This window comes from Nonomuraea sp. NPDC050202 (assembly GCF_040656115.1).
Taxonomy (GTDB): Bacteria; Actinomycetota; Actinomycetes; order Streptosporangiales; family Streptosporangiaceae; genus Nonomuraea.
On record NZ_JBFALF010000003.1, the window covers coordinates 300,556 to 314,902 of the forward strand.

Sequence of the window (14,347 nt, forward strand, 5' to 3'; positions counted from 1 at the left end):
CGGGAACGGGTCACTCCAGGGGCTTGTCGGGGGCCAGGCCGCCGCCCTCGGTGCCCTGCCCCGCGCCCACGCCGACCTCGGCCGAGCCGGGCGCCGCGACCGGGCGGGCCGCCGTCTTGCGGCTGCGCCTGCTGCGCCGCTCCAGCCACGTGGCCAGGTAGCTCAGCGCCATGTTGAGCGCCAGGTAGATGACGCCGATGACGATGGCCGCCGGGATCAGCGAGCCGAAGAAGCGGGCCGGCAGGATCTTGAAGCCGGTGTTGAGCAGGTCGACGTAGGCGATGATGTAGCCGAGCGCGGTGTCCTTGAGCAGCACCACGAGCTGGCTGACGATCGCCGGCATCATCGCCGTGACGCCCTGCGGCAGCAGCACCAGCCTCATCACCTGGTTCTTGCGCATGCCCACCGCGTACGCGGCCTCGGACTGCCCCTTGGGCACCGCGTGCACGCCGGCCCTGACCACCTCGGCCAGCACCGAGCCGTTGTAGAGCATGAGCCCGACGACGACCGCCATGAAGGCGTAGTCGCCGCCACCGCCGATCATCGGCGCCAGGTAGAAGATGAAGAAGATCAGCAGCAGCAGCGGGATGGCCCGGAACACCTCGACCACCACGCCGGCCGGCACCCGGATCCACTTGTGGTCGGAGAGCCTGGCCAGGCCGAAGATCGCGCCGAACGCCAGCGCGAGCACCGCCGCCACGGCCGCCGCCCGCAGGGTGCCGATGAGGCCGGGGATGATGTAGAAGTCCCAGGTCTCCCACTGCAGGAACGGCTGCCAGATCTTGCCCTCGAACTGGCCCTTGGCGTCGAACCCGCGGTAGATGCCGTACAGCACGGCGCCGACCGCGATGACGCTGAGCACCGTGAGCGTGTGGTTGCGGATCCGCCCGCGCGGGCCCGGCGCGTCGAACAGCACGGAGGTGCTCATCGGACCACCGCCAGCCGTCGCGCCAGCCAGCCGGTGAAGAACCCGATCGGCATGGTCAGCGCCATGAAGGCGACGACGATGCCGAGGAAGATCGGGATCGACGCGCCGGTCGTGTCGAACGTGATCTTCATGACCGCCGCCGAGTCGAGGAGGAAGCCGCCGGCCGTCGCGACCGTGGTGTTCTTGATCATGGCGATCATCACGCTGCCCAGCGGCGCGATGACCGCGCGGAACGCCTGGGGCAGGATGATCATCGTCAGCGACTGCATGAACGTCAGCCCGATCGCCCTGGCCGCCTCGGCCTGGCCCATCGGCACCGTGTTCACGCCGGCGCGCAGCGCCTCGCACACGAAGGCCGCCGTGTAGACCGACAGCCCCATCGCCACGATCCAGAACGAGTTGGTCGTCGGCGTCTCGGAGAAGACCAGGCCGAGCTGGTCGCTCAGGCCCAGCGCGGAGAACGCCAGCACCAGCGTCAGCGGGGTGTTGCGCACCACGTTGACGTAGACGGTGCCGGCCGCGCGCAGGACCGGGGTCGGGGAGACCCGCATCGCCACCAGGACCGTGCCGAGGAGCAAGGCGACGATCGCGGCCACGATCGACAGCTTGACGTTCTCGAGGAATCCCAGCGCGAGGTCGGGCCCGTACTTGATTAGTTCGTCCATCGTGCTCCACCGCAGGGGCGACGGGCGGCCGGGTCACCGGCCGCCGTCACCGACGTGATCAGGCGCAACCCTCGGCCGGCGGCGCTTGCGTGGACACGTTCAGGCCCTGGATGCCGCCGAACCACTTGTCCAGCAGCGTCTTCATGGTGCCGTTGCTCCACAGCGTGGCCACCGCCTTGTTGACGGCCTCGCAGGTCTTGGTGTCGCCCTTCTTCAGGCCGATGCCGTACTTCTCGTCCGTGAAGCCCTGGCCCAGCACCTTGAAGTTGCCGCCGGCCTGCTTGGCGAAGCCCGCCAGGATCAGGTCGTCGGTGGTGACGGCGTCGAGGTTGCTGCCGGTCAGCTTCTGCACGCACTCGGAGTAGTTGGCCGCGTCGACGGTGGTGGCGTCGATGTCGAGCTCACCGTCCGGCGGCGGGTCGGTGATGCGCTTGTAGGAGTTGGAGCCCGAGGCCTTGCAGATCTTCTTGCCCTTGAGGTCCTGCGGGGTGTTGATCGAGGCGTCGTCCTTGCGGACCATGATGTCCTGGTGCGCGATGACGTACGGGCCGCCGAAGGTGACCTTGCCCTTGCGCTCCTCGGTGATGGAATAGGTGGCGAAGATGATGTCGACCGTGCCGTTCTGGAGGAACGGCTCGCGGTTGGACGAGGCCGACTCCTTCCATTCGACCTTCACATCCTTGCCGCCGTTCACTTCCTTCAGCACGGCCTTGGCAACGTCGACGTCGAAGCCCTCGGGCTCGTTGCCCATCTTCAGGCCCAGGCTCGGCTGGTCCCACTTGGTGCCGACCACGATCGTGCCGCCGCCCGTGATCTTGTCAGCCACGGTGGCGTACGTCTCTCCCCCACCGCCACAAGCGGCCAGGCCCGCGGCGAGTGCCGCAATGGAGAGCACCGCTCCCGTTCGACGCATGTGCATGTGTACCTGCCTCATAACTCTCAGTGCGTGAGGATCTTCGAAAGGAAGTCGCGCGCACGGTCCGTCTGCGCGTTGGTGAAGAACTCGTCGGGGGTGTTCTCCTCGACGATCTGCCCGTCCGCCATGAACACGACCCGGTTGGCGGCGCGGCGGGCGAACCCCATCTCGTGCGTGACGACCATCATGGTCATGCCGTCACGCGCCAGCCCGATCATCACATCGAGCACCTCCTGCACCATCTCGGGGTCCAGTGCGGAGGTGGGCTCGTCGAACAGGATCATCTTCGGATCCATGGCCAGCGCCCTGGCGATCGCGACACGCTGCTGCTGACCGCCGGAGAGCTGCGCGGGGTACTTGTCGGCCTGCGCCGCGATGCCCACCCGCTCCAGCAGCTCCATCGCCCGCTCGTCGGCGGCGGCCTTCGAGACGCCGCGGACCTTGGTCGGGCCGAGCGTGACGTTCTCCCGGATGGTCTTGTGAGCGAACAGGTTGAACGACTGGAAGACCATTCCGACCTCGGAACGCAGCCTTGCCAGCGCTTTACCCTCGGCCGGTAGCACCTGGCCGTCGAATATGATCCTGCCGTCGTTGATCGTCTCCAGCCGGTTGATCGTGCGGCAGAGCGTGCTCTTCCCTCCGCCCGAAGGGCCGATGACGACCAGAACCTCGCCGCGAGAGACGGTCAAGTTGATGTCCTTCAGGACGTGCAGCGCCCCGAAGTGCTTGTTGACGTTCTCCAACTGGACCAGTGGAGTGGCGTCCCCGTTCTCCGTCATGGAGTAAAACGTAGAGGGCCTTAGAACGCTGTGCACTAACCGAGCGGTACCGATCCGATCACATCATGCCGCCAAGCTGGCCTTTTAGATCCATACGGGCCGCCGCAAGCCGCACAACGACTACCCTTGAACATGCCATGACTGTGACCCAGGAGGGCGCCCGCACGTACGAAGTGCGCACATACGGGTGCCAGATGAACGTCCACGACTCCGAGCGGCTGTCAGGCCTGCTGGAGGACGCCGGCTACGTGCCCGCCCACGACGGCGAGACGGCCGACGTGGTCGTGTTCAACACGTGCGCCGTGCGGGAGAACGCCGACAACCGCCTCTACGGCAACCTCGGCCACCTCCGGCCGGCCAAGACGCGCAACCCGCGCATGCAGATCGCCGTCGGCGGCTGCCTGGCGCAGAAGGACCAGGGCGAGATCGTCCGAAAGGCGCCATGGGTCGACGTGGTGTTCGGCACGCACAACATCGGCTCGCTGCCGGTGCTGCTGGAGCGGGCCCGCGTCGAGGGCGAGGCGCAGGTGGAGTTGAAGGAGTCGCTGGAGGTCTTCCCCTCGACGCTGCCCACCAAGCGCGAGTCCGCCTATGCCGCCTGGGTGTCCATCTCGGTCGGCTGCAACAACACCTGCACGTTCTGCATCGTGCCGTCGCTGCGCGGCAAGGAGAAGGACCGCCGGCCCGGGGACATCCTGGCCGAAGTCCGGACTTTGGTGGATCAGGGGGCGCTGGAGGTCACGCTCCTCGGGCAGAACGTCAACACGTACGGCGTGGAGTTCGGCGACCGGCTCGCCTTCGGCAAGCTGCTGCGCGCCTGCGGCGACATCGACGGCCTGGAGCGGGTCCGCTTCACCTCGCCCCACCCGGCCGCCTTCACCGACGACGTGATCGCGGCCATGGCCGAGACCCCCAACGTCATGCACCAGCTCCACATGCCCCTGCAGTCCGGCTCCGACCGGGTGCTGCGGGCGATGCGCCGCTCGTACCGGGCCGAGCGCTACCTCGGCATCATCGAGCGCGTCCGCGCGGCCATGCCCGACGCGGCCATCTCCACCGACATCATCGTCGGCTTCCCCGGCGAGACGGAGGAGGACTTCCAGGCCACCCTGGACGTCGTCCGCCAGAGCCGCTTCGCCAACGCCTTCACCTTCCAGTACTCCATCCGTCCCGGCACCCCCGCGGCCACCATGCCCGACCAGGTGCCCAAGGAGGTCGTGCAGGAGCGCTACGAGCGGCTCGTGGCCCTGCAGGAGGAGATCTCGTGGGAGGAGAACAAGAAGCAGGTCGGGCGGACGCTCGAGGTGCTGGTGGCGGAGGGCGAGGGCCGCAAGGACGAGGCCACGCACCGGCTGTCGGGCCGCGCGCCTGACAACCGCCTCGTGCACTTCGCGGTGGGCGCCGAGACGCCCCGGCCGGGCGACATGGTGACGGTCGAGGTCACGTACGCGGCCCCGCACCACCTGGTGGCCGACGGCGCCGTCCTGGGCGTCCGGCGCACCCGTGCCGGTGACGCCTGGGAGGCCCGCCAGGCCGCCCCCGCCTCCTCGCCGGGCACGGGGGTCCTGCTCGGCATGCCCGGCATCGGGCGCCCCGCCCCGCTGCCCGCGTCCACCGGAGGCTGCTCGGCCCACTGACCGGGCTGCGGCGTGCGCCCGCCCTCGCCCGGCCCGCCCTCGCCCGGTCGGGGCGAGGGCGGGCCGGGCGATCAGCGGGTGAGGCTGTCGAGGACCTGCTCGCAGGGCTGCCGGCGGAAGTCGTGCATCGTGGCGCAGGGGTTCGGCAGGCCGCGCCCGCGTGCGGGCGGCGGGGTGTCGGCGTGTCTGCTCGGTGCCGGCCGTCGCGGGGGAGGTGCCTGCGGGGACGCCCGCGGCGTCAGGAAGGTTTGTGCCCGGTCAGGAGGGGCTGAGCGTTCCCGGGGAGGGACCGGCGAGCGGCCGGGAGACGCGGCGTGGCCGGGCGCGGGGGACGAGTGCCCGGGCCGGCCGAGGACCGTCGCGAGCGGGCCGGCGGTCCCCGCGGGGACGGTGACGGGTGGCGCGACCCCGCCCGGAGGCGGCGCGATCACGCCCGACGAGTACGGGATCCCGTCCGCGGGCGGTGCGACGGGCGCGCCCGGAACCGGCGAGAGCACCGCGTCCACGGGTGGGGAGGCCGCCGCGTTCCACGGCGGCACGGCCTCGATCCAGGGCGGTGACAAAGGCCCGAGCATCATGCCCGCCGGCTGGACGGACGGGAAGGGGAACGATCCAGGAGAGGTCGCCGCGGCGGTCGCTGTTGGTGTCACGTTCGATGCCCAGAGTGGCGAAGCCGGCGTATTCGATCTTGGGGAAAGTGAGGTTTCCTGATCGAATTCGCCGTGTCTATGCGGTGAAGCATCGGGCGCGTTGCTGAATGCCAGGAATATTCCCACCCCGGCGGTGGCGAGCACGCCGGCGACTCCTGCCAGCGGCGCGAGGGGTGGTCGGCTACCTGGGCAAATGGATCGAAGGGGGGACAAGTCGTGATTCCTTTGTGATTGGTGTGCGAGCATTCAGCCGTTGCGGCTAGTGTGGTCCATCACCCGCGGAAGCCGGCGAGCTTTCCCCGATACGACCGCAGGGAGCTGTAACCCCATGCATGATCCGAACGCGCCGGATCGTCACGAGATCCTGACCGGGCCGGGAGACATCCGCCCGGCGTCGAGAAATGGCCGTCAGAGAAAAGCGACGAACAACAAGCCGCTCATCATCGCCGCGGCGGTACTGACGGTCCTGCTGGCGGGGGGTGGCGGCTACATGCTGGCCGGCGGCCGAGGGGAGGCCGCCCAGCAGGGCGGCGGCGGCCCCGCGCCGGCCCAGACCACCGGCGGCACCGAGGCCGGCGACGACCTCGGTGGCGACGACGCCACGATGGGCGACGTCACCGCCGAGTCCCCCGAGGACGGCGACCTGCCCGCCGATGCCCCCGACGACGGCAGCATGGGCGACGTCGCCGACCCCGGCACGGGCGGCCCCGCCGACACCGGTTCGACGGACTCCGGGCCGGCCACACAGACGAGCCGCGGTGACGGAAAGAAGCCGGCCACCACGTCCCCCACCAGGGCGCCGCAGTCCTCCGGCAGCGACACCCCCGCCGACACCCCGGCCAACGGCCCCGCGGGCGAGGTCGCCGGCCAGTGCTCGAAGAGCGGCTGCTAGGGCGGGCGAGGAGTCGCTGCGCGGGCGGCGTGCCGGAAAGTGGCTTGCCGTCTTGAGGGCGGACTGGCTCTGCCAGGGCGCCACTTCCCGCTCCTAGGGTTGGGCCATGACGACTGACGACGCGTCCGCACTGCGTGCGCTCCATGTGCCCGGCACCCCGTTGATCCTGCCCAACGTCTGGGACGCCGCCTCCGCCCGCGCCGTGCGGGAGGCGGGCTTTCCCGCCGTGGCCACCAGCAGCGCCGCCGTCGCGCACGTGCTGGGCTACGACGACGGCGAGCACACTCCCGTCGGCGAGATGATGGCGGCCATCGCCCGCGTGGCCAGGGCCGTGGCGGGTGTGCCGGTGACCGCCGACGTCGAGCGCGGGTACGGGCTCAGGCCCGCCGAGCTCGTCGAACGGCTGGCCGAGGCCGGAGCCGCCGGTTGCAACCTGGAGGACTCCCTGCCGGGCCGCGGCGAGCTGGTGGATCCGGGGGCGCAGGCGGAGTTCCTGGCCGAGGTACGGGCCGCCGCCGGTGACGCGCTGGTGATCAACGCGAGGGTGGACGTCTACCTGCACGGCCCGGCGTCCAGGCAGGAGGCCGTCGCGCGCGGGCGGCGGTACCTGGAGGCGGGGGCCGACTGCGTGTACCCCATCCTGCTGGCCGACGAGGACGAGATCCGGGCCCTGGTGAGCGAGCTCGGGGCGCCGGTCAACGTGTACTTCGGCGAGCGGGCACCGAGCCTCGAGGGGCTGGCGGAGCTCGGGGTGGCCAGGATCAGCTTCGGGAGCGGGCTGCACGGGGCGTCCCACGCCTTCACCCGGGGCCTGATCGCCGGGATCCGGGAGGGCCGCAGGCCCTTCTGAACCCTCCGGGTGGGGGCGGCGGCGAGGGGCCACGTACGCTTGCGCTCGTGCTTGTCGCCGCCGCCGTCTGCCCGTCGACCCCGCTGGTCGTGCTCGGGATGCCCGAGCTGCGCTCCGCCTGCCAGGCCGCGATCGCCGCGCTGCGGGAGGCGCGCCCCGACGCGCTGGTCGTGGTGGGCGGCGCCGAGGCGACCCGCGCGTACGCGGCAGGCGCGGCGGGCACCCTGCGCCCCTGGGGCGTGGACCGCACGGCGGGCGCCGGGGAGCCGGTGCTGCCGCTGTCCCTGACCGTCGCCCGCCTGCTCCTCGGTGACGGCGAGCCCCAGGGTTTCCAGTCCGTGGCCTTCGGCACGACGACCGCCGGCTGCCTGGCGCTGGGCGCGGAGCTGGGCGGGCGCGGCGACCGGGTGGCGCTGCTGGTCATGGCCGACGGCTCCGCCTGCCTGAGCCCCAGGGCCCCGGGCAGGCACGACGAGGCGGCGGGCCCGTACAACGACCTGATCGCGAAGGCGATCGCGACGGGCGACCCGGCCACGCTGGCGGCGCTCGATCCCGAGGAGGCCGACAGGCTGTGGGTGAGCGGGCGGGCGGCCCTGCAGGTGCTGGCGGGGGCGGCGGGCGCGCGGGCGTACCGGGGGCGCCTGCTGAGGGAGGCGGCGCCGTACGGGGTCGGCTACCTCGCCGGGGCCTGGCTGGCCTGACGCTTCGGGACAGGGATCCGCATCAGGTCGCGGGCCGTCACGACCTCGCCGCCGAAGCTGCGCCGTACCTCCTCGACGAAGGACGGCTCGGCGTCGAACCCGTACCGTTCCGAGAAGTGCGTGAGCACCAGCCTGCGCACGCCCGCGTCCGCCGCCACCACGCCCGCCTCGAACGCCGTCAGATGCCCGTACTCCTTGGCCAGCGCGCTCTCCGCGGACAGGAACGTGGCCTCGATCACCAGCAGGTCCACCCCGGAGGCCAGCTCGAAGACGGAGTCGCAGAGCCGGGTGTCCATCACGAACGCCACGCTCTGGCCGGGCTTCGGCTCGCTGCACTCGGCGAGCGTGACGCCGCGCACGGAGCCGGTGCGCTGCAGCTCGCCGATCTCGGGGCCGCGGATGCCGTGGGCGGCCAGCTTCTCGGGCAGCATGCGGCGGCCGGACGGCTCCTGGACGCGGTAGCCGTACGACTCGACGGGGTGGGACAGGCGGCGCGCGATGAGCGGCCCGACGCCGGACAGGTCGCCGGAGACGGGATGCTCGGAGATGACGTCCGTGTCGGCGAACGCGGCGGCGTGGCGCAGCCGCCGCCAGTACGTCTCGCCGGAGCCGGGGAAGACCGCCCGCACGGGGTGCCGCACCTTGTCGCGGGCGATGCGCTGGACGACGCCGGGCACGCCCAGGCAGTGGTCGCCGTGGAAGTGGGTCAGGCAGAGCCAGTGCACGTCGTTCGCGCTCAGCCCGGCGTGCACCATCTGCCGCTGGGTGCCCTCGCCCGGGTCGAACAGGAAGCCTTGACCGTCCCAGCGCAGAAGGTAGCCGTTGTGGTTACGGTGTCGGGTAGGAACGGCGCTGGACGTGCCCAGCACCACGAGCTCACGTGAGGACATGATGACCACCACGGTTGCCTTCGCCGAGGTGCCCACGCCTGTAGGCATGTTCGTGCTGGCCGTCACCGAGATCGGCCTCGTCGCGTCGGGATGGGGGTCCCGCGACCGGCTGGCGGGCCGCCTCGACCTGGCTGAGGTTCATGATGCGGATCGTACGGCCTGCGTCGTCGCCGAGTTGAACGCTTATTTCGCGGGCGAGCTGAAGACGTTCGGGACGCCGATCGACTGGCGGCTCATGTCGGGCTCGCGGCTGCGGGTGCTGCGGGCCCTGCACGAGGTCCCGTACGGCAGGACCGTCACCTACGGCGAGCTGGCCAGGCTGAGCGGCTCCAGCGTGCCCGCCCGCGGCATCGGCTCGATCATGGGCTCCAACCCGATCCCCATCGTCGTGCCCTGCCACCGGGTGATCGCGGGCAGCGGGCTGGGCGGTTTCAGCGGCGGCGAGGGCGTGGAGACCAAGCGCTGGTTGCTGACCCATGAGGGATACCTGCAGCCGACGCTGCTCGATCTCTAGCAAACTTGTCGGTGTGCGTCAGCAGCAGCCAGTCATCGCCGTCGTGGGTCCCACGGCCGCAGGAAAGTCCGATCTCGCCGTGGACCTCGCCCTCAGGCTGGGCGGGGAGTGCGTCAACGCCGACTCCATGCAGCTCTACCGCGGCATGGACATCGGCACGGCCAAGCTGACGGAGGAGGAGCGGCGCGGGGTGCCGCACCACCTGCTCGACATCTGGGACGTGACGGTCACGGCCAGCGTGGCGGAGTACCAGAAGCTGGCCAGGGCGGTCATCGACGCCGTCGAGGTGCCCGTGCTGGTCGGCGGGAGCGGCCTGTACGTGCGGGCCGCCATCGACGAGCTGGAGTTCCCCGGCACGGATCCGGAGATCAGGGCGCGCCTGGAGGCCGAGCTGGCCGAGCGCGGCCCGGCCCCCCTGCACGAGCGGCTGCGCGAGCGCGACCCGGCCGCCGCCGCGGCGATCCTGCCGAGCAACGGCCGCCGCATCGTGCGGGCGCTGGAGGTGATCGAGCTGTCGGGCCGCCCGTTCTCGGCCACGATGCCCTCCTACGACGCCGTCTACCCGAGCGTCCAGATCGGGCTGGAGGTGCCCAGGCCGGAGCTGGACGCCCGGATCGAGCTCAGGGTCGAGCGCATGTGGGCGGCGGGCCTGGTGGACGAGGTGCGCGCGCTGCTCGACCAGGGGCTGGCGCAGGGGCGTACGGCCGGCCGCGCCCTCGGCTACGCCCAGGTCGTCCGCTTCCTGGAAGGCGAGTGGAGCGAGGAGCAGGCGATGGCCGAGACGGTCAGGCTGACCAGGCGTTTCGCCCGCAGGCAGGAGTCGTGGTTCCGGCGGGATCCGCGGGTCCGGTGGCTGCCGTACGACGCCCCCGACCTGCTTGAGCGGTCCCTGGCGCGAATCGCGGGGCACGCGTGCGAATAAACTTTTGCAATGCGCTTTCTCAAGGGGCACGGCACCGAGAACGATTTTGTCATCCTGCCCGATCCCGAGGGCGAGGTCGACGTGTCGGCCGCGCTCGTCGCCAAGATCTGTGACAGGAGGGCAGGCATCGGCGCCGACGGCGTGCTCCGCGTGGCCCGCACCAAGGACAGTCACGAGGTGAGCGATCAGGCCGCGCAGGCCGAGTGGTTCATGGACTACCGCAACTCCGACGGCAGCATGGCCGAGATGTGCGGCAACGGCGTGCGCGTGTTCGCCCGCTACCTGCTCGACGCCGGGCTTGAGCACGGCTCGGAGTTCGCGATCGCGACCAGGGGCGGGCTGCGCAAGGTGCACATCGAGCCCAACGGCGACGTCACGGTGGACATGGGCAAGCCCGTCGTGCACGGGGAGAGCGTGGCCACGCTGGGCGGGCACGAGTACCCCGGGATCTGCGTCGACATGGGCAACCCCCACCTGGCCTGCTCCATCGGCGACCCCGTCGCCCAGCTCGACCTCACCCACCAGCCGGGCTTCGACACGGGCGTCTTCCCGGCCGGGGTCAACGTCGAGCTGTTCAACCCGGTCGGCGTCAGCCGCGCCGTCATGCGCGTCTACGAGCGCGGCTCGGGCGAGACGCGTTCCTGCGGCACCGGCTCGGTGGCCACGGCCGTCGCCGCCGCGCACCTGTCCGGCGACACCACCGGCACGTGGACGGTCGAGGTGCTGGGCGGCACGCTGACCGTGATCCTCGATGAGGACACCAGCTACCTGTCCGGCCCGGCGGTGATCGTGGCCAGTGGCGAACTGATGCTTGCAGAATGAAGTTCTGATGGGGGATGCTGGGTCTACTTCGCGAACTGAGAGGTGGACATGGCAGACCCACGCACCACCGCCGTACAGGTGAAGACGCCGATCGGTCAGCTCGGCGGCGGATTCATGATCTCCCGAGAGGTCAAGGCCATCTGCGAGGAGTACGGCCTCGGCGCCCGCGAGGTCTACTTCAGGGGCCGCTGCGGCGTGCTCGGCGAGTGCGACGCCGGCGTCGTCACCTCCGTCGCCGTCTTCTTCCCCGCCGCGCACGTCGAGGAGAACTGGAACGGCGGCCGCAAGCTCCCCGCCGATCGGGCCGTCGAGCTCTACGCCGAGGCCTGCCACGCGTGGGGCCGCCGCAAGCTGGGCGGCTACCAGGGCTGCGCCAGGCTCGCCGAGCTGCTGGAGCCGGTCGTCGAGCAGGCCTCGCCGGTCGGGGCGCCGCTCTTCGCGGGCTGGCGGGCCGTGCCGCTGCCCGACGACCCGCCCGCCAGGGCCGTGCAGCTCATGCACCTCGTCCGCGAGCTGCGCGGCGGCCTGCACGCCAACGCGGTGCTCGCGGCCGGGCTGCACCCGCTGGAGGCGACGCTGGCCGCCGAGCACAGCGGGGCCCCGCTCGGGCAGTCGCAGGGCGCGGCCATCGCCAGGTTCTTCACCTGGCCGGAGCCGTACGCGGAGCCGGGCCCCGACGTGGTCGCGCGGCGCGCGGCCGTGGAGGAGACCACCGACGACCTCATGGCGCCGGTGTTTTCGGTCCTGACGGACAGCGAATCGGACGAGCTGATCGAGCTTCTGCGTTTTGGGCACGCCCGTTGACCTGGCAGACTGACTGCCCATGGACGTGGACATCTGGGCCTGGGTCGGCGAAACCCAGCAGCAGCTTTCCGAGGCGGGCAACGTTGGCCTCGCCATGGCGCTGGGAGACCTCCCCGCACAGGCCTATGAGGGCCGGTATCCGCAGCTCGACGTCATGGCTCCGGCCATCGCGCAGCAGGCAGAAGGCCTGGAGCTGCCCTGGCTCGAGTTCTACGCCCGCTACTGGCATCTGATCGGCCGCATCGGCGACCGGGCCCAGGGCGCGGTCGCCATCGACGACGCCCAGCAGCTCCTGGCGTTCGCCCAGCGCGAAGACGTGCGCGAGTGCCCCGCCGTCCCGGCCGCCGTCGAGGCGCTGGCCGTCGTCTGGGCCAACACCGACGGCCCCGGCTACGCCACCGACCGCCTCGAGACGCTCGGCGCCTACCTCGAGAGCACCAGCCCGGAGAAGCCGGCCTTCGCCGGGCTGGTGACGCAGTACGTCTCCGCCCTCATCGACGCGGGCAAGCCCGGCGAGGCCGTGACCTACGCCGAGTCCGCCGTCGAGCGGCTGCGCACGGCCGGGCGCGAGGCGAGCTGGGAGCTGGGCGCCGAGAGCGCCCGCGCGCTGCTGGCCGTCGGCCGCGCCGAGGACGCGCTCACCGCGCTGCAGGCCGCGGCCGGGTTCCAGGCCGACGACCCGGTGGCCAAGGAGCACCGCGACGGCGTGCGCCGGGCGCTGATCCTGGCCACGCTCGGCCGGATCGCCGAGGCCGTCGACGCGCTGCCCGACCTCGACGTGGTCGGCGAGCACCCGCGGGTGTGGGTCGAGTGGTCGCACGCGGTCAACAAGCTGGCCGGCTCGGCGCAGATCACCAACACCTGGCAGCTCGGCCGGGTCGTGCGCCAGTGGATGGACTACTTCGGCATGATGGGCGGCTACCGCTCGCGCGTCGAGCTCGCGCTGGTCGCGGGCGAGCTGGCCATCGGCAGGCAGGGCGTGTGGCAGGCCAGGCTGCTGGCCGACCTGGCCGAGTCCGGCAGCGCCGAGCTGCGCGAGACCGGCGACCTCACCGAGCGCATCAACGCGCTGCGGGCCGCCGCCGAGGCCACCGCGGAGCCCGAGGCCCCCGGCCCCGTGGAGGAGCGGGTGGGCCTGTTCGACGCCGCCGACGGCTTCAACGCCGACCCGGAGAAGTGGGTCGGCTGGCTGGCCCCGCTGTCCGGCCAGGACATCGAGGCCACCCGCCGGCACACCACCACGCTCGGCTTCCTCGGCTACCCCGCCAGCGGCGCCGACATCTACTGGAAGCTGCTGGTCGACAGCGGCGACATCGCCACCGCCGACTCCGACGACGTGGCCTACCTCACCACGCTGCTCATCGAGGCCCGCCAGGACGAGCGCCTGGAGCAGATGGCCGCCCTGCTGCCGCACGCCGCCCAGCACCTCACGCTGGCCAGGCTGCACAGCGCCCGCGAGCGCTGGCAGGAGACGGCCGACGCGGCCGAGCACGCCATCCACGCCGGGGCCGGCATCGAGGCCCGCCGCCTGCTGTCCGGCGCCGCCCAGCAGCTCGACGCCAACGGCAGGGCCGCCGAGGTGCTGCTGGAGGTGCTCGACGAGCTGCTCGACGAGGACGTCTGGCGCATGATCGTCATGGCCACCTCGGCGGAGGACTGGGAGACCGTACGCAAGGGCGCCGCCAAGATCGGCATGCCGATCAAGTCCACGGAGGGCCCGATCGAGGAGGAGATGGGCCTCATCCGGCTCATCCTGCCCGCGCCCGACGGCGGCCAGCGCCAGGTCCTGTCGATCCGCACCGGCCCCGCCACCGCCAGGCTCGCCCTGCCGCAGCCGCGCGGCATGGAGTACAACGCGGGCGACCTGGTCGTGTTCGACCCGCAGCTCCTCGAGCCCGTCCCCGACGACCCGCAGGAGCAGCAGAACTTCGTGCCCCCGTTCGCGGCGGTGCGCATCCTGCGGCCCGGCGGCTACACCAGCTACTTCTTCGACGGCGCCGCGCCGAGCGAGGAGGACTGGGCGGAGTTCACCGAGGTCATGGCCGAGCGCGGCTGGCCGATGTGGGTCTACAGCGACGAGAACTACACCGTCAACCACCCGACCAGCGGCGAGCCGCTGCCGGGCGTGTTCGGCTGGGTCGCGGTGCCGCCGGACGTGTCGCCCGCCGAGGTCGACGCGCTGCTCGACGACGCCACCGAGCGGTGGGTGCATCCGCTGGCCTGGCTCGACCTGGCCCGCGAGATCGACGTCGAGGTCGAGCGGCACGAGCGGATCGTCAAGGAGTACGGCCTGTAGGTCCGTCGCCGGCACGGGCGGCCTGCCGAAGGCGCACCACCTCTCGCGCGGGGGCGGTGCGCCGGCGGAGGGCCGCCTTTT

The 14,347-nt window shown here is 71.6% G+C and carries 15 protein-coding genes; 9 read left to right on the top strand and 6 right to left on the bottom strand.

The genetic code is table 11. From position 1 onward, the window contains the following. Nucleotides 1-10: 10 nt before the first annotated feature. From AB0I79_RS11435 to AB0I79_RS11450, 4 genes are all read right to left on the bottom strand, one after another. Nucleotides 11-928, bottom strand: coding sequence for an amino acid ABC transporter permease (locus AB0I79_RS11435; protein ID WP_357870403.1), 918 nt, complete (start codon nt 926-928; stop codon nt 11-13). Then, nucleotides 925-1,593 (bottom strand): amino acid ABC transporter permease, encoded by a 669-nt coding sequence (locus AB0I79_RS11440; RefSeq protein ID WP_357870406.1) that lies wholly within the window; start codon nt 1,591-1,593, stop codon nt 925-927. Before AB0I79_RS11440 ends, AB0I79_RS11435 begins: the two co-directional genes overlap by 4 nt. Nucleotides 1,594-1,651: 58 nt before the next feature. Continuing rightward, nucleotides 1,652-2,419, bottom strand: a complete 768-nt coding sequence (locus AB0I79_RS11445) for a glutamate ABC transporter substrate-binding protein (protein WP_357870409.1) — start codon at nt 2,417-2,419, stop codon at nt 1,652-1,654. A gap of 113 nt (nt 2,420-2,532) precedes the next feature. Next, nucleotides 2,533-3,288, bottom strand: a complete 756-nt coding sequence (locus AB0I79_RS11450) for an amino acid ABC transporter ATP-binding protein (RefSeq protein WP_357870412.1) — start codon at nt 3,286-3,288, stop codon at nt 2,533-2,535. Between the two features lie 137 nt (nt 3,289-3,425). Here AB0I79_RS11450 and miaB point away from each other — a divergent pair, with 137 nt between their 5' ends. Beyond that, on the top strand, nt 3,426-4,925 hold the full coding sequence (miaB, locus tag AB0I79_RS11455) for a tRNA (N6-isopentenyl adenosine(37)-C2)-methylthiotransferase MiaB (RefSeq protein ID WP_357870415.1): 1,500 nt from the start codon (nt 3,426-3,428) through the stop codon (nt 4,923-4,925). A gap of 71 nt (nt 4,926-4,996) precedes the next feature. Here miaB and AB0I79_RS11460 read toward each other — a convergent pair whose 3' ends face one another. Beyond that, a complete protein-coding gene (locus tag AB0I79_RS11460) occupies nt 4,997-5,488 on the bottom strand; it encodes a hypothetical protein (RefSeq protein WP_357870418.1) in 492 nt (163 codons plus the stop codon). A 415-nt stretch (nt 5,489-5,903) separates the two neighbouring features. On the opposite strand from AB0I79_RS11460, the gene AB0I79_RS11465 reads away from it, so the two are divergent. The 3 genes from AB0I79_RS11465 (at nt 5,904) to AB0I79_RS11475 (ending at nt 8,018) form a co-directional block, all read left to right on the top strand. Then, on the top strand, nt 5,904-6,467 hold the full coding sequence (locus AB0I79_RS11465; RefSeq protein WP_357870420.1) for a hypothetical protein: 564 nt from the start codon (nt 5,904-5,906) through the stop codon (nt 6,465-6,467). A gap of 106 nt (nt 6,468-6,573) precedes the next feature. Further along, complete coding sequence (locus AB0I79_RS11470; protein WP_357870423.1) at nt 6,574-7,317, top strand: isocitrate lyase/phosphoenolpyruvate mutase family protein; 744 nt, start codon at nt 6,574-6,576, stop codon at nt 7,315-7,317. A 47-nt stretch (nt 7,318-7,364) separates the two neighbouring features. Beyond that, nucleotides 7,365-8,018, top strand: coding sequence for a hypothetical protein (locus AB0I79_RS11475; RefSeq protein ID WP_357870426.1), 654 nt, complete (start codon nt 7,365-7,367; stop codon nt 8,016-8,018). Here AB0I79_RS11475 and AB0I79_RS11480 read toward each other — a convergent pair. Beyond that, complete coding sequence (locus tag AB0I79_RS11480) at nt 7,991-8,908, bottom strand: ribonuclease Z (RefSeq protein WP_357870428.1); 918 nt, start codon at nt 8,906-8,908, stop codon at nt 7,991-7,993. The two genes, AB0I79_RS11475 and AB0I79_RS11480, sit on opposite strands and share 28 nt — an antisense overlap. Between AB0I79_RS11480 and AB0I79_RS11485 the strand changes: the two genes are divergently transcribed. The 5 genes from AB0I79_RS11485 to AB0I79_RS11505 are packed head-to-tail and all read left to right on the top strand — an operon-like array spanning nt 8,907 to nt 14,266. Further along, on the top strand, nt 8,907-9,422 hold the full coding sequence (locus AB0I79_RS11485; RefSeq protein WP_357870431.1) for a methylated-DNA--[protein]-cysteine S-methyltransferase: 516 nt from the start codon (nt 8,907-8,909) through the stop codon (nt 9,420-9,422). The two genes, AB0I79_RS11480 and AB0I79_RS11485, sit on opposite strands and share 2 nt — an antisense overlap. A gap of 13 nt (nt 9,423-9,435) precedes the next feature. Next, nucleotides 9,436-10,344: a tRNA (adenosine(37)-N6)-dimethylallyltransferase MiaA gene (miaA, locus tag AB0I79_RS11490; RefSeq protein ID WP_357870432.1), complete on the top strand. Its 909-nt coding sequence runs from the start codon at nt 9,436-9,438 to the stop codon at nt 10,342-10,344. A 9-nt stretch (nt 10,345-10,353) separates the two neighbouring features. Continuing rightward, nucleotides 10,354-11,166, top strand: coding sequence for a diaminopimelate epimerase (gene dapF, locus AB0I79_RS11495; protein WP_357870434.1), 813 nt, complete (start codon nt 10,354-10,356; stop codon nt 11,164-11,166). Nucleotides 11,167-11,214: 48 nt separating this feature from the next. Then, entirely contained in the window at nt 11,215-11,970 is a 756-nt protein-coding gene (locus tag AB0I79_RS11500) for a hypothetical protein (RefSeq protein WP_357870436.1), read from the top strand. Between the two features lie 19 nt (nt 11,971-11,989). Then, on the top strand, nt 11,990-14,266 hold the full coding sequence (locus tag AB0I79_RS11505) for a tetratricopeptide repeat protein (RefSeq protein WP_357870439.1): 2,277 nt from the start codon (nt 11,990-11,992) through the stop codon (nt 14,264-14,266). Nucleotides 14,267-14,347 lie beyond the last annotated feature (81 nt).